The sequence below is a fragment of the Mangrovicoccus ximenensis genome (assembly GCF_003056725.1).
GTDB lineage: Bacteria > Pseudomonadota > Alphaproteobacteria > Rhodobacterales > Rhodobacteraceae > Mangrovicoccus > Mangrovicoccus ximenensis.
Map to the genome: position 1 here is coordinate 260,899 of NZ_QBKZ01000017.1, position 18,772 is coordinate 279,670.

General features: G+C 68.5%; 15 protein-coding genes and 3 pseudogenes. 9 read left to right on the plus strand and 9 right to left on the minus strand.

Going from position 1 to position 18,772, the window contains the following annotated elements:
• Positions 1 to 184 precede the first annotated feature (184 nt).
• The 4 genes from C7T91_RS24960 to C7T91_RS24975 all read left to right on the plus strand — a co-directional run bounded on the left by C7T91_RS24960 (position 185) and on the right by C7T91_RS24975 (position 4,162).
• Positions 185 to 1,255, plus strand: coding sequence for an aromatic ring-hydroxylating dioxygenase subunit alpha (locus tag C7T91_RS24960; protein WP_108262187.1), 1,071 nt, complete (start codon positions 185 to 187; stop codon positions 1,253 to 1,255).
• Positions 1,248 to 2,366, plus strand: a complete 1,119-nt coding sequence (locus tag C7T91_RS31865; RefSeq protein WP_161556098.1) for a sugar phosphate isomerase/epimerase family protein — start codon at positions 1,248 to 1,250, stop codon at positions 2,364 to 2,366. The genes C7T91_RS24960 and C7T91_RS31865 overlap by 8 nt, the downstream gene beginning before the upstream one ends.
• Entirely contained in the window at positions 2,363 to 3,406 is a 1,044-nt protein-coding gene (locus C7T91_RS24970; protein ID WP_161556099.1) for a flavin reductase family protein, read from the plus strand. The genes C7T91_RS31865 and C7T91_RS24970 overlap by 4 nt, the downstream gene beginning before the upstream one ends.
• A 216-nt stretch (positions 3,407 to 3,622) precedes the next feature.
• Positions 3,623 to 4,162, plus strand: coding sequence for a substrate-binding domain-containing protein (locus C7T91_RS24975; RefSeq protein ID WP_236638491.1), 540 nt, complete (start codon positions 3,623 to 3,625; stop codon positions 4,160 to 4,162).
• A gap of 726 nt (positions 4,163 to 4,888) precedes the next feature.
• On the opposite strand, the gene C7T91_RS24980 is transcribed toward C7T91_RS24975, so the two are convergent.
• The 3 genes from C7T91_RS24980 to C7T91_RS24990 all read right to left on the minus strand — a co-directional run bounded on the left by C7T91_RS24980 (position 4,889) and on the right by C7T91_RS24990 (position 8,475).
• A complete protein-coding gene (locus tag C7T91_RS24980; RefSeq protein ID WP_145963015.1) occupies positions 4,889 to 5,533 on the minus strand; it encodes a DUF1688 family protein in 645 nt (214 codons plus the stop codon).
• Positions 5,520 to 6,767 carry a GTP cyclohydrolase II gene (locus C7T91_RS24985; protein WP_108262193.1) on the minus strand — a complete coding sequence of 416 codons (1,248 nt, stop codon included), beginning with the start codon at positions 6,765 to 6,767 and terminating at the stop codon, positions 5,520 to 5,522. Before C7T91_RS24985 ends, C7T91_RS24980 begins: the two co-directional genes overlap by 14 nt.
• A gap of 319 nt (positions 6,768 to 7,086) precedes the next feature.
• A complete protein-coding gene (locus C7T91_RS24990; RefSeq protein ID WP_108262195.1) occupies positions 7,087 to 8,475 on the minus strand; it encodes an FAD-binding oxidoreductase in 1,389 nt (462 codons plus the stop codon).
• 142 nt (positions 8,476 to 8,617) lie between these two features.
• Here C7T91_RS24990 and gph point away from each other — a divergent pair, with 142 nt between their 5' ends.
• The 3 genes from gph to C7T91_RS25005 all read left to right on the plus strand — a co-directional run bounded on the left by gph (position 8,618) and on the right by C7T91_RS25005 (position 12,575).
• Complete coding sequence (gene gph / locus C7T91_RS24995) at positions 8,618 to 9,289, plus strand: phosphoglycolate phosphatase (RefSeq protein ID WP_108262197.1); 672 nt, start codon at positions 8,618 to 8,620, stop codon at positions 9,287 to 9,289.
• A gap of 102 nt (positions 9,290 to 9,391) precedes the next feature.
• Entirely contained in the window at positions 9,392 to 10,396 is a 1,005-nt protein-coding gene (locus C7T91_RS25000; RefSeq protein WP_108262199.1) for a TAXI family TRAP transporter solute-binding subunit, read from the plus strand.
• Positions 10,397 to 10,454: 58 nt separating this feature from the next.
• The gene (locus C7T91_RS25005; RefSeq protein WP_108262201.1) at positions 10,455 to 12,575 is read left to right on the plus strand and encodes a TRAP transporter permease; all 2,121 of its coding nucleotides are present in this window, start codon (positions 10,455 to 10,457) and stop codon (positions 12,573 to 12,575) included.
• Here the strand turns inward: C7T91_RS25005 and C7T91_RS25010 are convergent.
• From C7T91_RS25010 to C7T91_RS25020, 3 genes are all read right to left on the minus strand, one after another.
• On the minus strand, positions 12,535 to 13,524 hold the full coding sequence (locus C7T91_RS25010) for a glutathione S-transferase family protein (protein ID WP_108262203.1): 990 nt from the start codon (positions 13,522 to 13,524) through the stop codon (positions 12,535 to 12,537). The genes C7T91_RS25005 and C7T91_RS25010 overlap by 41 nt on opposite strands.
• A 96-nt stretch (positions 13,525 to 13,620) precedes the next feature.
• A complete protein-coding gene (locus C7T91_RS25015) occupies positions 13,621 to 14,307 on the minus strand; it encodes an EI24 domain-containing protein (protein WP_108262206.1) in 687 nt (228 codons plus the stop codon).
• Positions 14,304 to 14,882 (minus strand): nitroreductase family protein, encoded by a 579-nt coding sequence (locus C7T91_RS25020; RefSeq protein WP_236638492.1) that lies wholly within the window; start codon positions 14,880 to 14,882, stop codon positions 14,304 to 14,306. The genes C7T91_RS25015 and C7T91_RS25020 overlap by 4 nt, the downstream gene beginning before the upstream one ends.
• A gap of 99 nt (positions 14,883 to 14,981) precedes the next feature.
• Between C7T91_RS25020 and C7T91_RS25025 the strand changes: the two genes are divergently transcribed.
• Both C7T91_RS25025 and mnmH read left to right on the plus strand, forming a co-directional pair.
• Entirely contained in the window at positions 14,982 to 15,209 is a 228-nt protein-coding gene (locus tag C7T91_RS25025) for a DUF167 domain-containing protein (RefSeq protein WP_108262208.1), read from the plus strand.
• A 519-nt stretch (positions 15,210 to 15,728) separates the two neighbouring features.
• Positions 15,729 to 16,691 (plus strand): annotated as a pseudogene (gene mnmH, locus C7T91_RS25030) (tRNA 2-selenouridine(34) synthase MnmH); the annotation flags it as partial.
• 99 nt (positions 16,692 to 16,790) lie between these two features.
• Here the strand turns inward: mnmH and C7T91_RS36965 are convergent.
• The 3 genes and pseudogenes from C7T91_RS36965 to C7T91_RS32905 form a co-directional block, all read right to left on the minus strand.
• A pseudogene (locus C7T91_RS36965) lies at positions 16,791 to 17,135 on the minus strand (ATP-binding cassette domain-containing protein); the annotation flags it as partial.
• Positions 17,116 to 18,392, minus strand: a pseudogene (locus C7T91_RS25035) (lipoprotein-releasing ABC transporter permease subunit). The pseudogenes C7T91_RS36965 and C7T91_RS25035, both read right to left, overlap by 20 nt.
• A gap of 87 nt (positions 18,393 to 18,479) precedes the next feature.
• On the minus strand, positions 18,480 to 18,626 hold the full coding sequence (locus C7T91_RS32905) for a hypothetical protein (protein ID WP_161556100.1): 147 nt from the start codon (positions 18,624 to 18,626) through the stop codon (positions 18,480 to 18,482).
• Between the last annotated feature and the right edge of the window lie 146 nt (positions 18,627 to 18,772).

An 18,772-nucleotide genomic window follows, 5' to 3' on the forward strand; every position in this document is an offset into this window, starting at 1 on the left:
GCAAAAATGAGCCGCATGTTTTAGCATTCAGCCGTAAACCTGCGGAATTATCGCGCAATTTTTCGCAAAAAAGTTGGTATTGATTTAAGTCAAAGCCTCTCATTGACGAATCGGAACGTCAAAAACATTTTGAGTACGTAGCAAAATACTTGAAATGCGCCGCTACGGCGGCAGGGAGATGACAATGACGACGCTGGTCCGCAACGCTTGGTATGTCGCCGCCTGGTCCTCCGAGGTGGACGGCACGCTGCGCCGCTTCACGATCCTCGGCGATCCGGTCCTGCTCTACCGCCGCAATGATGGCCATGTCGCGGCGCTGGAGGACCGCTGCCCGCACCGCCAGCTGCCGTTGTCGATGGGCAAGCGGATCGGCGATGCGGTGCAATGCGGCTATCACGGGCTGACCTTCGGCCCCGACGGCAAATGCACCCGCGTGCCCGGCCAGGACAAGATCCCGCCCTCGGCCTATGTCGATGCCTATCCGGTGGCCGAGAAGAACGACATCATCTGGATCTGGATGGGCGAGCCGCACCGCGCCGACCCCGACGACATCTTCGACCTGCCGCAATTCAGCCAGCCCGGCTGGCACGCGCATCAGGGCGACGCGCTGTTCCTGAAGTCGAACTACCTCAACGTGGCCGAGAACCTCGTCGACCCGGCCCATGTCAGCTTCGTCCACCCGACCACGCTGGGCAATTCGGCGTCGGAGAACGTGCCGGTCCATGTCTCCACCGACGGCCCGGCGATCACCGCCTGGCGCTGGATCCGCGACGCAGAGCCGATAGGCTTCTTCAAGGCGTTCGGCGGCTTCGAGGGCAATGTCGACCGCTGGCACTACTATCATCTCTATGCGCCCTCGATCGCGGTGATCGATTTCGGCTCGGCCGATGCCGCCGAGGAGATCGCCGAGGAGGACCGCGACCGCGGCAACCGCATCTTCGCGCTGCACTTCATGACCCCGGTCAGCGAGACCGAGACCATCGACCGCTGGATGCACCTGCGCAACACCGCCATCGAGACCGAGGAAGCCTCGCAGAAGATCGACGCGATGTTCCGCATCGCGTTCGGCGAGGACAAGGAGATCCTCGAGGCGGTCCATGCCGAGGAACAGCGCCCGGCGACGCGCCGCCCGATCCGGCTGGCGATCGACCGCGGCCCGATGGTCTACCGCAAGCGGATTGCCGACATGCTGGAACGCGAGCGGACGCTCGATGCCTCCGACGAGCCGAACGGGGCCTTCGTCTACCATGACTGAGCTGTCCCCGATCCGCGCGGGCGCGGCGATGCGCCCGCTTCCCGCGGCACTCCCCATCGGCTGCAACGGCCGCGGTGCGCAGGCCTCTTCGCCTGCCCGCCCGGTCTCCTTCGCCGAACAGCCGCTGGCCGAGCAGTTCGCCATGGTCGCGGAAGCCGGCGTCTTCGATTTCTTCGACCGGCTGCCGATGGAGGGCGAGGTCGAGACTTTCCGCGCGCTCTCCGCCGACAATGCTCTGCCCGCCTTCACCGCCAGCGGCGTCTATGCGCTGGGTCCGGGCTATCTGCCCGCCCTGCGCGCCAACATGGCCCGCGCGGTCGCGGCGGGCGCGAAATTCCACAACATGATGGTCTTCGCCTGGCATTCAGACGGCCGCTGGGCCTCCGATGACGAGGTGATCCGCGCCTGGGCCGAAGCCTGGGAGGCGGGCGGGGAGGCCGGGATCGAGCCCTGCTTCGAGCTGCATGTCAACATGTGGAGCGAGGATCCGCGCCGCGTCGCGCTGGTGGCACGGGCCGCGGAGCGGCTGGGCATCCCGTTCAACCTGACGCTCGACTATTCGCACATGCTCTTCAAGATGGGCGATCCGGAAGAGCTGGAGCTCTCCGGCATCCGCGGCGATGTCGAGGCCGGACGCATCGTGCTCGACCCCTATCTGCCGGGGAATCTCGTCGACGAATGGCTCGACATGGGGATCGTCCGCTGGTTCCAGCTGCGCGCCGTGACGCCTGCCGGACCGCGGAACCGCTGGTCGATGCATGACAGCGGCAACGGCGCGGCCGGCGTGCCCGACGATCCGAACCAGCGTGCCCGCGAAGGCCGTCCGGGCCGCGCGATCCTCTACCCGTTCACGCAGCCCGGCCCCGGCGAATGGCATTCGCCCTGGGAAGCCTGGCGGCTGGAGCCCTGCAAGCAGGTCGCCCGCAAGGTGCTGCGGCATCATGCGGAAACGCCGGGCAGCCGCCTGGCCGTCATCACCACCGAGATGATCAACCTCACCGATTATGCCGACGGCGCGAAATTCTCGCTGCTCGGCCAGAACGCCGCCATCGCCGCCTTCCTGCGCGCGGAGATGCGCAGCCTCGGCATTCCGGAGGGCCTGCCGTCATGACCGCCGATCCGGCCCGCGCCGCCGCCCTGACGCTGGACGTCGCGGAGATCATCCGCGAAAGCGCCTCCGTCGTCTCGCTGCGCCTGGCTTCCGCGGAGGGCGCCCTGCCGCCCTTCCAGCCCGGGCAGCACCTGCCTCTGCGCCTCGGCCTGCCGGGCCGAAGCCTTGCGACCTACACGATCTCCTCCGATCCGGGCGACCTGTCGGCCTACCGGCTGAGCGTCAAGCTGGAGCCCGGCGGCAAGGGCGGCTCGCGCCATCTGCACGGACTCCGGGCGGGCGACCAGGTGCAGGCAGAGATCCCGCGCGGACGCTTCGTGCTGCAGGACGACCATCGGCCGGTGCTCCTTGCCACCGGCGGGATCGGCATCACCCCGGCGCTGGCCATGCTGCATGCGCTGTCGCGCCAGCCGGAGCGGCCTGTCATTTTCCTCCATGCCTGCCGCTCGCGCGAGGATCTGTGCTTCGCAGAGGAACTGGCAGCGCTCGCTGCGCGGATGCCCGGGCTGACCCGGATCACCGTCTTCGCCGAGGGCGACGGGACCGACCTCCGGGACGGGCTCTGCCAGCATCTCGGCCTGATCGACCGCGCGCTGCTGCGCCGGCTGCTGCCGCTCGATGCCTGGCAGACCTATCTCTGCGGGCCGGAGGGCTTCATGGCGGCGATGCGCGCGGCGCTGGTCTCGCTCGGCCTGCCGGACAGCGACATCCGGCAGGAAAGCTTCGGCGGAGCTGCTGTGCCTGCGGCCCAGGGTCCGGCAACGGCAAAGCCGGGAGCGGCGGAAGGGCCGGTCATCCGCTTTGCCCGCTCCGGGCTGGAAGCAGTCTGGGACGGGTCGCAGCCGAGCCTGCTGGACTTCGCCGAGGCGCAGGGGCTCTCCCCCGATTTCAGCTGCCGCGCCGGGATCTGCGGAAGCTGCGCCTGCCGCAAGCTCGACGGCGACAGCGACCACACCGAGGAGCTGATCGACTCTCCGCCGGAAGGCGAAATCCTGCTCTGCTGCTCCATCCCGAAGGGAGATGTCGTGCTGGATCTCTGAGCGCGGCCTTTCTGGCGGATCGGCGGAGAGGTCCTTGAATTTTGGGCAGCTGCTCCCTTCGGCGACGCCGGAAAGATGCATCGCGGAAGTGCATTTCGGCACAAGCGAAATTTGGCGGGCTGATCTGTGTACAACCACCGGCCAGCCTTGCCGCAACCGCCCCCGCAAAGGGCGGAACCGGGGCTTTGTCCCCGGACACACGAGAAGAACAATCCTGTGGCCAAGCGGGGCAGCCAGATGCCTGCAGGTCCGCAGGCCCCGAACCACAGCCAGGCCCGCGGCGGCGCCGCCGTCTGCGGCCCGAACGACACAGGGAAACCGACGGCCGCGGCAAGCGGACTGGATCCGGCGGTCTGGCGCGGTCCCGGCAGCGACTATGCCGACGGCGCGGCAGCGGCGCGCAGCCTGCTCGCGGGGCGCAACAGGCCCGACGGGGTGTTCTGCATCACCGATCTGGTGGCCTGCGGCTTCCTCGACGCGGCGCGGCAGGAATTCGGCCTGCGCGTGCCGGAGGACCTCTGCGTTCTCGGCTTCGACGACATCCCCGAGGCCGCCTGGGGGGCCTACGGGCTGACCACCTTCGCCCAGCCCTATGCCCGCATTGCCGAGGAGGTCGAGCGCATGCTGACCGGAGAGACCGGAACGGAGGGCGTCACCCTCCTGCCCGCACCGCCGGTCTGGCGCCGCACGGTGCGTCTCGGACCCTCGCCCGGGACGGAGGACCGCCCATGTCCCGGCCTGCCCCCTGAACGGTGATCCTCGCCGAAGCAGGCGTTCGGGCCGGATCGAAGGCGGGAACATGGGTCAGACCGGAGCCGGCGGGCCTGCCCGGGGGATCGGCCGCCCGGCAGAGCGAGCTTGCCCCAAGATTCCGGATTGGGCCGATATTCCCCGTGCGGCGATCTCGGCGCGCATGTCGATCCTTGCCTGCCCGGCGTCCGGCAGCAGATGCCCGAGCGGTCGCGTCGACGGTTGCGGGTGATGCGGATGCATTCGGACAGCGCCGCCTTGGCCCTCGCGGCATGACCGGACCCTGCTGCGGCAGACCAGTTCGGATTTCCGCGGGCGGAAGAAGCGCTCCACCGGCGCATCCTGCGCTTTCCGAAGGTGTCCCGGACCATTTGATCCGTCGGCGCCGACCTGCTTGAACTCCGGCAATCTCCCCGTCCGGCTCATCGAGGCCGCCACTTGCCAGGCATCGGAACCTCGCCCGCATCCACCGGCCGCATATTGGACATTGCGGTTCGAGGGACAGGTCGGGCCCGGGGACTGCGTAGGTTGCCGGTCCTCTGCGGCATGCACGGGACACGGGATCGCGGATGAATTCCTTTTGCCAATGCCCCGGACAAACGGCGACCAGAAGGGACATCGGCCAGGAGCCTGGCGATCGCCCGCTCGGCGGCCCGGATGCCGTTCGTCCGCGGCGGCGGGTTGAAGCTCGGGCCGCTTTGCGCCGGTGGCTGGCCCCGCCCCCCTCGAGGATCATGGGCCGGAGGCGCAGGCTGACCGCCCGGCCGAGACGGCGCGGCCGAGCGCGGCGATCAGCGAGGCGCGGCCCCCGAGCCCTTCGAGCGGGTTGTCCTCGGTCACCTGGAAGCCCCTGGCCAGCGCCTCTGCCGAGAAGCGTGCCAGTGCCGCGGCATCGGTGCCCGGTCCCTTGCCGCCGCTGAAGGCGCCCGCCATGAACATGTCGAGCGAGGCCAGCGCCAGCCCCTCGGAGCGGGCGAATTCCGCGCCGCTATCCGGATCGCGATAGGTCCAGAGCGGTCCCGCCCCGGCATCGAGCAGTACCGAGACGATGGCCAGCTCGCATTCCAGCCGCGCGCGTTCCTGCGCCGGGACATCGAGCTTGGCGGCATGCTCTTCCCAGCGGTCGCGGCCGTCGAGCATGAAATGCCGCCAGCGCGAATGCGGCGGAACCTGCAGGTCGGGATAGTTCTCTCGGATCGTCGCGACCACCTCGTCTGCGGCGGCCTCCAGCAAGTCCGGGCGGAGCGTGAAATGCTTCAGCCGATCAGCCAGGGCCAGCTCGTAGAGCGCCCCGCATTGTTCGCGGATCGCCTCCGCACCCATCAGCCATTCCGCCGTCTTCGCGGCATCCGCCTCGGCAAGGTCAGTAGTCGTCAAGCCCGCGCCCCTTGGTCAATGTCAGATCCAACGGCTTCGAAACCGTCTCGTCCGTGTAGTACCCGGCGGCCTTCTTGGCGTCCATCTCGACCTGCGCGTCGCCCGGGATCAGCTCGTCGGGGATCGGAACGCGGTCGCCGACGGTGATGCCGGCCTCGGCAAGCGCGTTGTACTTCATGTCCGACATCGACACGAAGCGGTCGATATGGCTGATGCCGAGCCAGTGGAACACGTCGGGCATCAGGCTCTGGAACCGCATGTCCTGCACGCCGGCGACGCATTCGGTCTTCTCGAAATAGGCGGCGGCGGTGTCGCCGTCCGGATTGCGCTTGCGGGCGTTGTAGACGAGGAACTTGGTCACTTCGCCGAGCGCGCGGCCTTCCTTCCGGTTGTAGACGATCAGCCCGGCGCCGCCCTCCTGGGCCTCCTTCACGCATTCCTCGATGCCGTGGGTCAGGTAGGGGCGGCAGGTGCAGATGTCCGAGCCGAACACGTCCGAGCCGTTGCATTCGTCATGCACCCGGCAGGCCAGCCGCTTCTTCGGGTCCCACATCGCCGAGGGCTCGCCGAAGATGTAGAGCGTGATCGAGCCGATCGGCGGCAGGAACACCTTCAGGTCGGACCGCGTGACCAGCTCGGGGAACATGCCGCCCGTGTACTCGAACAGCGCGCGGCGCAGGCTGACCTCGGTCACCTTCAGGCGGCGGGCGAGGCCGGGCAGGTACCAGACCGGCTCGATGGCGATCTTGGTGACCGAGGCTTCGCCGGTTTCGGTCAGGATCTCGCCGTCGGGGACCAGCCGTCCGGAGGCGATCGCCTCCTTGAACTCGGGCAGCATGATCCGCGCCTTGGTGATGGCGATGGTCGGCTGGATCGGGCGGCCCGCGGCGATGTCGGCGGCGAAGACATCCGCCACGATATGGCCGTAGGGGTCCATCGACACGATCCGGTCCTCGCCCTCCCATTGCGGGAAGGGGCCGATATCGACCGAGGGGCGGGTATGGGTCAGGTCGGGGCGGTGCACCGATTTCAGCTGGCCGGTGGCGATGGCCAGCGCGCGGTAGACGCCATAGGCGCCGGAATGGGTGCCGATGACGTTGCGCTGTCCGCCGGACATGCCGCCGATCACCGGGCCGCGCGCCTGTGCGCCGGGCGCCCCCCAGTGGATTTCCGGCGGCTTGCGCGTCCCGGTCGGCGGGTGGGACGTCAGCACGATATGCCTGGGATCGGACATGTGGCACTCCAATACGGTTTGCAGATCCCGATGTAAGACCCTGCGCCGGCCACCGGTCAAGCGCGGCGCAATTTCCGACGCGGCGTCAGGTCCGGCGTTCAGCGCAGGATTGCGGGCCCTCCGGGGCCGGCATCGGCCGGATGGGCGTGGCTTTTCAGGAAGGAAATCCGAAAATAATCATGCATTTTCAGTAAAATGAAGACGCCCCGGGCCTTGCGGCGCCGGGGCGGACCAGCATCCGGACGCGCCCTTTGGGCGCCTCCGAAAAAATTTTACCATGTGGTCAAAAAATGAGCCGATCCTGTCCGGAAACGCTGGATCAGAAGATCTTTCCGGGGTTCATGATGTTCAGCGGATCGATGCCGCGCTTGACGGCGCGCATCATCTCCAGCGCGCCGGGGCCGCGTTCCTTCTCCAGGTATTTCATCTTGCCCTGGCCGATGCCGTGCTCGCCGGTGCAGGTGCCGTCATGGGCGATGGCCAGATCGTTGAGCCAGGCGACATAGCTCTCTGCGAGGCCGCGCATCTGCGGATCGGCGGGATCGACGAAAACCAGCGTATGGAAATTGCCGTCGCCGACATGGCCGATATTGGCGCCCGGCAGGCCCAGCTCGTCGAGCTTGGCGCGCGCTGCCGTCACGCAATCCGCCAGATGCGAGACCGGCACGCAGACATCGGTGGAGAAGCCGACCCGGCCCGGATGCAGCGCCAGCGCCGAGAGGTAGAAGGCATGGCGGGCGCGCCACAGGCGGCCGCGCTCGTCGGGATCGGTGCTCCAGCTGACGCCGGTGGCGCCGTTGTCGCGCGCCAGTTCGGCGAAGGCCTCGCTCTGTTCGGCGAGGCTGCCCGGCGAGCCGTGGAATTCCAGCAGCAGCAGCGGCGCCCCGGGCAGGCCCAGGTCGTGGCTGCGGTTCACGTAGCCGACCGCGGCCTCGTCGAGGAACTCCATCCGCGCCACCGGCAGGGCGAGCTGGATCACCTCCTGCGCGGTCAGGCAGGCGGCATGGATGTCGGGGAAGCTGGCCACCGCGCCCGAGATCGCCTCGGGCTGCGGCGCGAGGCGCAGCGTCAGTTCGGTGATGATGCCGAGCGTGCCTTCCGAGCCGACCATCAGCCCGGTCAGGTCGTAGCCTGCCGAGGACTTGCGCGCCCGCGTCGCGCTGCGCACCACCTCGCCCGAAGGCAGCACGGCTTCGAGCGCCAGCACCCGGTCGCGCATCGTGCCGTAGCGCACCGCCGTCGTGCCCGAGGCGCGGGTCGCGGCCATGCCGCCAAGCGAGGCATTCGCGCCGGGATCGACCGGGAAGAACAGGCCCGTCGCGCGCAGCTCGGTATTGAGCGCCTCGCGGGTGACGCCCGGCTGGACGGTGACGTCCATGTCGCCGGGGCGGATTTCCAGAACCTTGTCCATGCCCGAGACATCGACCGAGACGCCTCCCATAGGCGCGTTCACATGGCCCTCGAGCGAGGTGCCGGTGCCGAAGGGGATGACCGGCACGCGGTGCGCCGCGCAGATCCGCACGATTTCCTGGACCTCGGCGGTGCTTTGGGCGAAGGCCACCGCGTCGGGGATCTGGTTCTCCAGCCAAGTGGTGGTATGGCCGTGCTGTTCGCGCAGCGACTGGCCCGTCGCCAGCCGCGGCCCCAGCAGGTCCGCCAGCGCGGCCAGAGCCGCCGTGATTCCTTCTTCGTTGCGCAGACTCAGCATCGCGTCACCTTTCCGTCCGTATCCGCGCGGCATAAGGGAAAGCCGGACTTTCCGCCAGTGTGGCCGCCCTGCGACGGCTCCTCACCTTGCGCTGGGGGTGCCGGCGGGCCATGTGCTGCGCAACGATAAAAGGGAGAGTCCCATGACCAGTGCCGCCGTTCTGTTCGATCTCGACGGAACCCTCATCGACAGCGCGCCTGATCTCCATGCCGCTGCCAACCGGATGCTTGCCGACGAGGGACAGGAGCCGCTGCCCTTCCAGATCATCCGCAGCTTCATCGGCAACGGCGTGCCGAAACTGGTCGAGCGGATCATCGGTGCGACCGGGCTGGACATGGCCGACCATCCGCGGCTGGTCGAGGCGTTCATGGATCATTACAACGCCCATTCCACCGACCTGACCCGGCCCTATCCGGGCGTCGCCGATGCGCTGGCGCGGTTCCGGGCGATGGGCTACGGGCTGGGCGTCGTCACCAACAAGCCCGAGGTGTCCGCCCGCGAAATCCTGTTCGAGCTGGGGCTCGCGGAGTTCTTCCCGGTGGTGGTCGGCGGCGACAGCTTTCCCGAGAAGAAGCCCGACCCGACCGGCGTGCTCTCGGCGATGGACGCGCTGAAGGCCTCGGCCACGGTCTTCGTCGGCGACAGCGAGGTCGACAGCGAGACCGCCGGGCGCGCGGACCTGCCGTTCCTGCTGTTCACCGAAGGCTACCGCAAGTCGCCGGTCTTCCAGATCCCGCATCAGGTCATGTTCGACAGCTTCGACAGCCTGCCGGGGCTGGTCGAGCCGCTGGTGTCGTCCAGCCGGCTGGTCTGACGCAGGGCAGGGCGCCGGATTTTCCGTTGAGCCCTGCCTGCCGCCGCTCTAGGCTCCCTGTCGAGGGCCCCCGGGAGAGGGCCGGGACAGGGAGAACAATCCATGACGTTTCTGCGCAGCGCCGCCTTTGCGGCAGCCGCAGCCTTTGCTGCCGTTCCTGCTGCCGCCGAAGAGGCGAGCTACATCCTCGCCACGGCGTCCACCGGCGGGACCTATTACCCGGTGGGCGTGGCGCTTTCGACGCTGATCAAGGTGAAGCTGGAACCGACCGAGAAGATCGGAATGTCGGCGATCAGCTCGGCGGGCTCCGCCGAGAACGTGCGGCTCCTGCGCGAGGGCGAGGCCGAATTCGCGATTCTCCAGGGCCTCTACGGCTATTATGCGGCGACCGGCACCGGCCCGATGGCCGAGACCGGCCCGCAGGAGAACCTGCGCTCGGTCTCGATGCTGTGGCAGAATGTCGAGCAGTTCGTCATCGCCTCGGACGCGGCCAAGACCGGCACGATGGCGGATTTCGTGGCCCTCAAGGGCGAGTCGATGGCGCTCGGCGCGCAGAATTCCGGCTCGATCGGCTCGACGCGCACCCTTTTGGAAGGGCTCGGCGTCGATATCGATGCCGACTACACGCTGGTCTATGGCGGCTACGGCCCGGCGGCGGAGGCGCTGCAGAACGGCCAGGTCAAGGGCATAAGCACCCCGGCCGGCGTGCCGACCGGCGCGATCAGCCAGCTTTTCGCCTCGATGGGCGACGGGGTCACGCTGCTGGCCTATACGCCCGAGGAGCTGGCCGCGGCCGATGGCGGCAAGGAGCTGTGGACGCCCTTCACCGTCAAGGCGGGAACCTATCCCGGTCTCGACCATGACGTGACCACCATCGCCCAGCCGAACTTCCTCGCCACCACGGCCGAGCTCCCGGAAGAGAACGTCTACCTGATCACCAAGGCAATCTACGAGAACCTGCCCTTCCTGCAGGCGATCCACCCGGCGACCAAGGCGATGGCGCTGGAGCAGGCAATCGCGGGCCTGCCGCTGCCGCTGCATCCGGGCGCGGCGAAATACTACCAGGAAGTCGGCGTGACGATCCCCGACCGCCTGATCGCCAAGTGATCCCGCAGGCCCGCCGGAATGCGGCGGGCCGTCCCAAGCCCTAGCCGGAAGCCATCCCATGTCCGATCCCGAAGCGGGCGGTCCCGATCCCAGCTGGCGGCGGTTCTCCGCGCCGGTCGAGGCGGGCCTCGCCATCCTCTGCGTCCTGATCGCGCTCGGCCATGTCTATGTGGCCTTCGATCCGGTCATCTCCGAATTCGCGCGCAACGCCTATCACTTCGCGGGCTTCGCCTTCCTCGCGGCGGTGCTGAAGCCCGCCGTGGCGCCCCTGGGGCCGTCGCGCTTCTGGCGGATCGTGGATTTCCTCTTCGGCCTCGCCACGGCGGCGGCGGCGGTGCATCTGGTGCGCGCCGAGGACGCGATCTATGCCCGCGGCGTCAAGCTGGAGCTTTACGACTGGCTGGCCATCGCGATCTGCGTCTATGCCGCCATCGAGCTGACAAGGCGGCTCACCGGGGTGATCATCCCGATCCTGATCGTGCTGTCGCTGAGCTACGTGCTGGTCTGGGGCAAGTGGATCGGCGGGGTGTTCTCCTTCCCGGGGCTCAGCCTGGAAACCGTCGCCTTCCGCTCGGTCTATGGCGATGACGCGATGTTCGGCGCGATCGCGCGGATCTCCTCGACCTATGTCTTCCTCTTCATCCTGTTCGGCGCGTTCCTGATCCGCTCGGGCGCCGGCGATTTCGTCATCAACCTCGCCCGCGCCGTCGCGGGCAAGATGACGGGCGGCCCCGGCATCGTCGCGGTGATCGCCTCCGGCCTCACCGGCACGATCAGCGGGTCGGCCATCGCCAACACCGCCTCGACCGGCGTGATCACCATCCCGCTGATGAAGCGCGCGGGCTTCGCGCCGAAATTTGCCGGCGGCGTCGAGGCCGCGGCCTCGACCGGCGGGCAGCTGATGCCGCCGATCATGGGGGCGGGGGCCTTCGTGATGGCGAGCTTCACCCAGATCCCCTACGAACACATCGTGGCGGTCGCCGCCCTTCCCGCGCTGCTCTATTTCCTGTCGGTCGCGCTCTTCATCCGGGTCGAGGCGCGCAGGCTGAACCTGCCGCCGCTGCCGTCGGACGGGCAGACGCTGGGCTCGGCCTTCCGCCAGGGCGGCGCCAGCTTCGTGCTGCCGATCGGGCTGCTGATCGGCATGCTGGTGGCGGGCTTCACCCCCACCTATGCCGCCGTCTTCGGCATCGTCGCGGTGGTGGCCTCGAGCTGGCTGACCAAGTCGCCGATGGGGCCGAAGGCGGTCTGGGAGGCTCTGGTCCAGGGCACCCGCGGCATGGTGATGACCGCCGTTCTGCTCTGCTCCGTCGGGCTGGTCGTCAACGTGATCACGACCGCAGGGATCGGCAACACCTTCAGCCTGATGATCGCCGACTGGGCCGGGGGCAACATCATCGTCGCGATCATCCTGATCGGGCTCGCCAGCCTCGTGCTCGGCATGGGGCTGCCGGTGACGGCCGCCTATATCGTGCTCGCCACGCTCTCGGCGCCGGCGCTGGCCGGGATGATCTCGGACCGGTTCGTGATCGACGCCATCGCCAACGGCACGCTTTCCGAGGCCGCGAAGCCGATCCTGATGCTGGCCAATCCCGAGGCGATGATGCAGCTGGCATCCGGCATGACCCGCGCCGAGGCGGCGGAGCTCGTGCATTCGCTGCCTCTGGAGATCGCCGCGCCGCTGCGGGACATGGTCGTGCCGCCCGAGGTGGCGCTGGCCGGGCTCCTCTCGGCGCACATGATCATCTTCTGGCTCAGCCAGGACAGCAACGTGACGCCGCCGGTGGCGCTGGCGGCCTTCACCGCGGCGGCCATCGCCAAGGCGCCCGCGATGGGCACCGGTTTCGCCAGCTGGAAGCTCGCCAAGGGGCTCTACATCGTGCCGGTGCTCTTCGCCTACACGCCGCTCCTGTCGGGCAACTGGGGCGAGATGATCCAGGTCGCCGCCTTCTCGGTCTTCGGCCTCTACGGGCTGGTCGGCCTCCTGCAGGGCGGGCTGGAGCGGCCGATCGGCTGGCCGCTCCGGATCGTGGCCGGGGCGCTGGGTCTGCTCTGCCTCTGGCCGCTGCCGATCCTGTGGCATGCGGCCGGCGCGGCCGGCATCGTCGCGCTGACGGTCTGGAGCCGCCGCTTCGGCCCTAGGCCGCCTTCAGCCGCTCCCGGCCATGCGGCGACATGAGGTCGAGCTCCGGGCCGGTCGACAGGATGCGGTGCGGGTTCACCGTCTCGTGGCTGATGTAGTAGTGCCGCCGCGTGTGGTCCATGTTCACGGTTTCCGCGATGCCCGGCATCTGGAAGAGTTCGCGCGTGTAGCCCCAGAGGTTCGGATAATCGACGATCCGGCGGCGGTCGCATTTGAAATGGACGTGATAGACCGGGTCGAAGCGCAGCAGTGTGGTGAAGAGCCGCCAGTCGGCTTCGGTCAGGGTTCCGCCGGTCAGGTAGCGCCGGGTCGATAGCCGGTCCTCCAGCCAGTCGAGGCTCTCGAACAGCGGCTCGACCGCGGCGTCATAGGCCTCCTGCGTGGTGGCGAAGCCGCATTTGTAGACGCCGTTGTTGACCGTGTCGTAGACGCGCGCGTTCACCGCGTCGATCTCGTCCCTGAGCGGCGCCGGAAAGTAGTCGCCCGGTGCCGCGCCGACCCCGTCGAAGGCGGCGTTGAACATCCGGATGATCTCGGCGCTCTCGTTCGAGACGATGGTGTTCTCGCGCTTGTCCCAGAGAATCGGCACGGTCACCCGGCCGGAATACTGCGGATCGGCCTTCAGGTAGATTTCATAGGCGTAATCGGAGCCGAAGAGATGGTCATGCGGGATGCCGTCGCCCGGATCCTCGAAGGTCCAGCCATGGTCGCCCATGTACCAGTTGACGAAGGAGACCGAGATCATCTCCTCCAGCCCCTTCAGCGCGCGGAAGATCAGCGTGCGGTGCGCCCAGGGGCAGGCATAGGCGACATAGAGGTGGTAGCGGCCCGGTTCCGCCTTGAAGCCCGGCTTGCCCGAGGGGCCTGCCGAGCCGTCAGCGGTGATCCAGTTGCGGAACTGCGCCTCGGAGCGCTCGAACTTCCCGCCGGTCTTTCCGGTGTCGTACCACTGGTCCTTCCAGACCCCGTCCACGAGCAGGCCCATCGCGCATTTCCTTTTTTCATTGCTCCCTGCAAGGGAAAATGACGGATTCGCGCGATGGTTCCACCTCTGCCAGTGCACAGGGGCTGTGCGGCGGGCTCAGTCCCTGGCCAGCCGGTGGTAGAAATGCGTGAAGCTGGCCGCGCCGATGATCGGCACGATCAGGTTCAGCACCGGCACGGTCAGCGGGATCGCCATCAGCCCGCCGAGGATCCAGATCTGGCCCGCGTATTTCTTCCGCATCGCCTTGGCCCCGGCCGCGCCCAGCCGCCGCATCGCGACCAGCTGGAAATATTCCCGGCCCAGCAGGAAGCCGTTCAGCGCCCAGAAGATGAACGGCGCGAAGGGGATGAAGAACAGGTAGAGGATGAAGGCCGCGATATTCGCCAGGATCATCACCCCGAGGAAGCTGAACGTGTCGCCCAGCGTTTCGACGAAGGGCGTCGGGCGGACATCGGGCAGATGCGGATAGTGCTTCACCTCCACCGCATCGGCGACCTGGTCGAGGAACATGCCGGTGAAGGCGGAGGCGACCGGCATCATCAGGAAGCTCGACAGGAACATCGCGCCCAGCACCGAGGCGCCCGAGGCGATGTCGTTGATCCAGCCGATCTGGCCGATCCAGGGCAGGGTCACCGTGTCCGGCACCGCCCAGGCGACAATCCAGGCGGTGGCGATGTAGAACAGGAACAAGAGCCCGACGGTGATGCCGAGCCCGAGGAACAGCACCTTGCGGAACCGCGGATCGCCGATCTGGCCGAGCGCGCGGGAAATGTCGCGGATCATGCCGTCACCCAGGTGGTGATGGCGTTCACGTCGGGGCGGGGCCGGTCGGGGGGCGTGGCGCTCTCGGTGCCGATATGGACGATCCCGGCGATCAGCTCGTGCTCCCCGAGCTCGTAGGCCTCGCGGCGGAACTGCGCGTCATGGCTCGACCAGCCCGACAGCCAGTTTGCGCCCCAGCCGATCGCCAGCGCCGCGTTCAGGAGCCCGAGGCAGACCGCGCCCGCGGTGTATTGCTGTTCGGCATAGGGGATCTTCGGGCTTTCCTTCGGCGAGAAGATCACTGCGACCGCGAAATTCCCGGCATCGTAGACCAGCTTCTGCTTGGCGATCTCCTCGGGGGTCTTGCCCATGCGGGCGCCGGTCGCCTCGATCAGCCCCGAGATCCGCTCCAGCGCGGGGCGTTCGAGCACGATGAAGCGGAACGGCACCAGCGCGCCATGGTCCGGCACGCGCGAGGCTGCGGTCAGCATCGGGCCCAGCTCGTCGGGGGTCGGCACGGGGAGGGTCAGGGTCTTCGACGGCCGCGACCGCCGGGTCAGCAGGAAGTCGAGGACGTCGGGGCGTGCGGCATTCACATCGGGTCTCCTTGATCTTTGCGCACTAGGTCGGCGCTTTGGCGGCCCGGGTCAAGGGCAGGGCTTGCGCGGCCCGGTGCAGCAGGGCAGGAGAGGGCCATGCAGACAGGCGACACGATCACCGTCAAGGTCACGCCCAAGGCCTCGCGCGCCCGGATCACCGAAGGCGCGGAGGGGCTGCATGTGTATGTCACCGTGGCGCCGGAGAACGGCAAGGCGAATGCCGAGGTGCAGAAGGCGCTGGCCAAGCATCTCGGGCTGCCGAAATCCGCGCTGAAGCTCATCCGCGGCGCGAAATCGCGCGAGAAGACCTTCGAGCGGGTCTGAGAGGGGCTCCGGCCCCGTGTGCCGCGGCAGAACCAGCGCCACCTCGGTCTGCCGGAACCCGGGCTCGGGCTCCTCCGTGGCAAAATCGCTATGGAAGCCCCTCGGGCGGGGCGGCCAGGCATTCCGGGCTTCCGGTAGCCACGCTCCGGCTCATCCGCAGCACGAAATCGCGCGAAAACGCCTTTGAGCCGGTCCGGTCCGGTGCGCTCCGTCTCCGTCCCGGGGGGCCGGTCCGCGCGCCGGGGCTGCCGGACAGCGGAGGGCAATGCCTCTGCGGGCCGCCCTAGCAGGGTGCTGAAATAGTCGGACCTCGACGGGGATCGCGCCGCGCCGCCTGCGGGGGCTGCTGGAGGAGGCGGGCTTCACCCCGCGCAAGACACGCGGTCTGGCGGCGCGCGGCATTCCGGGCCTGAGCGGCCCGGGCTACTGCACGGTCAAGGGGAGCCGGCCGCTCTGGCTCGGCACCGCGCTGAAGGACTGAACCCTTCCCCTCTGCCGCGACTGGCGCTAGGGAGGGGCATGCTCCTGCAGTTAGACACCCTTTCCGGCTTCTTTGCTCACGGCTTCGATGACGTGATCGACGTCCGCAGCCCCGCCGAATTCGCCGAGGACCATGTCCCCGGCGCCATCAGCCTGCCCGTGCTCGACAACGAGGAGCGCGCCAGGGTCGGCACCATCTACAAGCAGGAGAGCCGCTTCGGCGCGCGCAAGATCGGCGCGGCGCTGGTGATCCGCAACATCGCGCGGCATCTCGAAACCGAACTGGCCGACCGGCCTGCGCGCTGGCGGCCGATGGTCTATTGCTGGCGCGGCGGCCAGCGCTCGGGCACCTTCACCTGGCTGCTGCGCGAGGTCGGCTGGCGCGCCGAGCAGGTCGATGGCGGCTACCGCACCTACCGGCGCCTGGTCGCGGCGATGCTGCACGACACGCCGCTGCCCTTCCGCTTCGTGGTGCTCGCGGGCATGACCTGCACCGCCAAGACCGCGCTGCTCGAAGAGCTCGGGCGCGAGGGCATGCAGGTGCTCGATCTCGAGGGGCTGGCGCGGCACCGCGGCTCGGTCTTCGGCGGCCATGCCGATCCGCAGCCCGCCCAGAAGATGTTCGAAAGCCGCATCGCCCGGGCGCTCTGCGCGCTCGATCCGGCACGGCCGGTGGTGGTGGAGGCCGAGAGCTCGAAGATCGGCGACTGCCTGGTGCCGCCGCGCCTCTGGGAGCGGATGTGCGAGGCGCCCCGCGTCGAGGTCACGGCCGATCTGGAGCAGCGCTCGGACTTCTTCCTGACCGCCTACGAGGATCTGGTCGCCGATCCCGACGGGTTCTGCGCGACGCTGGACAAGCTCGTCCGCCTGCAGGGGCATGAGCGGGTCGAAGCCTGGCAGGGGCTGGTGCGGCAGGGCGCCTTCCGGCAGGTCGCGGCCGAGCTGATGCGCGACCATTACGACCCGCGCTATGCCCGCTCCGAGGCGCGCCACGGAAATGTTCCTGCCGAGGCGCTGCATCTTGCCTCGCTCGCCCCGGCCGGCCTGCGCGCGGCGGCGCAGCAGCGCCTCGGCGCGCGGACGGCCCTCGGCCATCTGCGGCAGCGCCACGTTCTCGGCGGCGGTGAATTCCGGCAGCAGGTGGTGGAATTGGTAGACGAAGCCGATCTCCGAGCGGCGCGCGGCGGTGCGCTGGCGCTCGCTGCGGCCGTTCATCGACACCCAGCCCAGCCAGACCTCGCCCTCATCGGGGCGGTCGAGCAGGCCCGCGATGTGCAGCAGCGTCGATTTCCCGGCCCCCGAGGGCGCCATCAGCGCCACCATCTCGCCGGCATTCACGGTCAGCGAGGCCTCGTTCAGCACGGTGACCTCGCGGGCCGTGCCGGGGGCGTAGACGCGGGAGACGTTCTCGAGCTTCAGGACCTGGTCACTCATAGCGCAGCGCATCCACAGGGTTCATCCGCGCCGCGCGGCGGGCGGGAAAGATCGTGACGACGAAGGACATGCCCAGGGACAGCGCCACCGCGGAGAAGACGTCCCCGGCCTGCAGCTTGGCGGGCAGGTAGTAGATGCCGCGGATCGACGGGTCCCAGACGCCGCCGCCCGACAGCGCGTTCACCGCCGCGAAGATCGGATCGATATAGATCGCGAAGAGGCAGCCCAGGATCACGCCCGCCAGCGTGCCCGCGATGCCGGTGAAGGCGCCGCAGAGGAAGAAGATCCGCAGGATCGCGCCCTCGGTCAGGCCCAGCGTGCGCAGGATGCCGATGTCGCGGCCCTTGTTCTTGACCAGCATGATCAGCCCCGAGACGATGTTCATCGTGGCGATCAGCACCAGCACCGAGAGGATCACGAACATCACGTTGTCCTCGACGGTCAGCGCGCGCAGGAACGAGCCGGAGGCCTCGCGCCAGGTATAGAGCACCTCGTTGTCGCCGAGGCGGTCCCAGAGCGCGGGCAGCACCCGGTCGACATGCTCGGGGTCCTGGACCATGATCTCGATCCGGTCGGCCACGCCCTCGCGGTTGAAATAGCTCTGCGCCTCGGCGAAGGGCATGTAGACCCGCACCTGGTCGATGTCGTAGCGCCCGGCCGAGAAGATGTAGGCGACTTCGAACGTGCCGACCCGCGGCGAGGTGCCGAACGGCGTCCGGGCGCCTTCGGGCGAGATCAGCTTGACCCGGTCGCCGACAGTGGCGCCGAGGCTGCGCGCCACGCCCGAGCCGAGCGCGATGCCCTCGCCGAATTTCGCAAGGTCGCCGTATCCCGTTGCCGGATCGATGATCCGCGGCAGGCTGTCGAGATCCGCGCGGGCGATGCCGGTGACCTGGACGCCGGCATTGCGGCCCTCGAAGCTGGCGATCACCTGGCCGGTCACCACCGGCGCCGCCGAGGTGACGCCGGGCACGGCGCGCAGCTTGTCCGCGATCGCGCCGTAACCGGCCAGCGTGTCGGTGCCGTTGCCGTTCTCGTCGTATTGCGTGACGCCGTAGACCGAGACATGCGGTTGGCGCCGAGGATCGTGTCGACGAATTCGGCGCGGAATCCCGCGCGCACCGCCAGCGTGGCGATCAGCGCGAAGACGGCCAGGGTGATGCCGATCAGGCTGATCCAGGTCATCACGCTGACCCCGCCCTCGGCACGTTTGGCGCGCAGGTAGCGCCATGCGATCATCCGCTCATGGGCGGAAAACGGGACTGTCATGCTGTATCGGCGCTCCGGCGGTTCTCGGGGCGGAACCTGTGTCATGGACTGCGCGAGGTCAAGCCGCGGCCGCGCCGCGGGCGGAGGTCAGCCGGCCGGGCAGCCCATGGTTTCGGCGGCGCCGTTGCGGCCGAGCACGGTGATCCTGAGCTTCGAGCGGTCGAGCGCGAAGGGCGCGAGCCGGCGGCGGCCCCATGGCCGGGGCGGGAGAATACGCAGCCGGAAAATGGACACCGGTGACAAAAACCTTGAAAAACAACGACGGGGAATTCCGGAGATATGCCGTGTGCCATGGGGTCCCGCCAAACGCGCCCTGCGGACGGGCCGCACGGCGCGGGAGATCGGGAGCGGGAGCCAGGAAGACAGGAGAAGCGGAGGTC

Coding starts and splice junctions, on each gene's coding strand:
- C7T91_RS24960 (WP_108262187.1), top strand. CDS start 185: ATGACGACGCTGGTCCGCAACGCTTGGTATGTCGCCGCCTGGTCCTCC.
- C7T91_RS31865 (WP_161556098.1), top strand. CDS start 1,248: ATGACTGAGCTGTCCCCGATCCGCGCGGGCGCGGCGATGCGCCCGCTT.
- C7T91_RS24970 (WP_161556099.1), top strand. CDS start 2,363: ATGACCGCCGATCCGGCCCGCGCCGCCGCCCTGACGCTGGACGTCGCG.
- C7T91_RS24985 (WP_108262193.1), bottom strand. CDS start 6,767: ATGTCCGATCCCAGGCATATCGTGCTGACGTCCCACCCGCCGACCGGG.
- C7T91_RS24990 (WP_108262195.1), bottom strand. CDS start 8,475: ATGCTGAGTCTGCGCAACGAAGAAGGAATCACGGCGGCTCTGGCCGCG.
- gph (WP_108262197.1), top strand. CDS start 8,618: ATGACCAGTGCCGCCGTTCTGTTCGATCTCGACGGAACCCTCATCGAC.
- C7T91_RS25000 (WP_108262199.1), top strand. CDS start 9,392: ATGACGTTTCTGCGCAGCGCCGCCTTTGCGGCAGCCGCAGCCTTTGCT.
- C7T91_RS25005 (WP_108262201.1), top strand. CDS start 10,455: ATGTCCGATCCCGAAGCGGGCGGTCCCGATCCCAGCTGGCGGCGGTTC.
- C7T91_RS25010 (WP_108262203.1), bottom strand. CDS start 13,524: ATGGGCCTGCTCGTGGACGGGGTCTGGAAGGACCAGTGGTACGACACC.
- C7T91_RS25015 (WP_108262206.1), bottom strand. CDS start 14,307: ATGATCCGCGACATTTCCCGCGCGCTCGGCCAGATCGGCGATCCGCGG.
- C7T91_RS25025 (WP_108262208.1), top strand. CDS start 14,982: ATGCAGACAGGCGACACGATCACCGTCAAGGTCACGCCCAAGGCCTCG.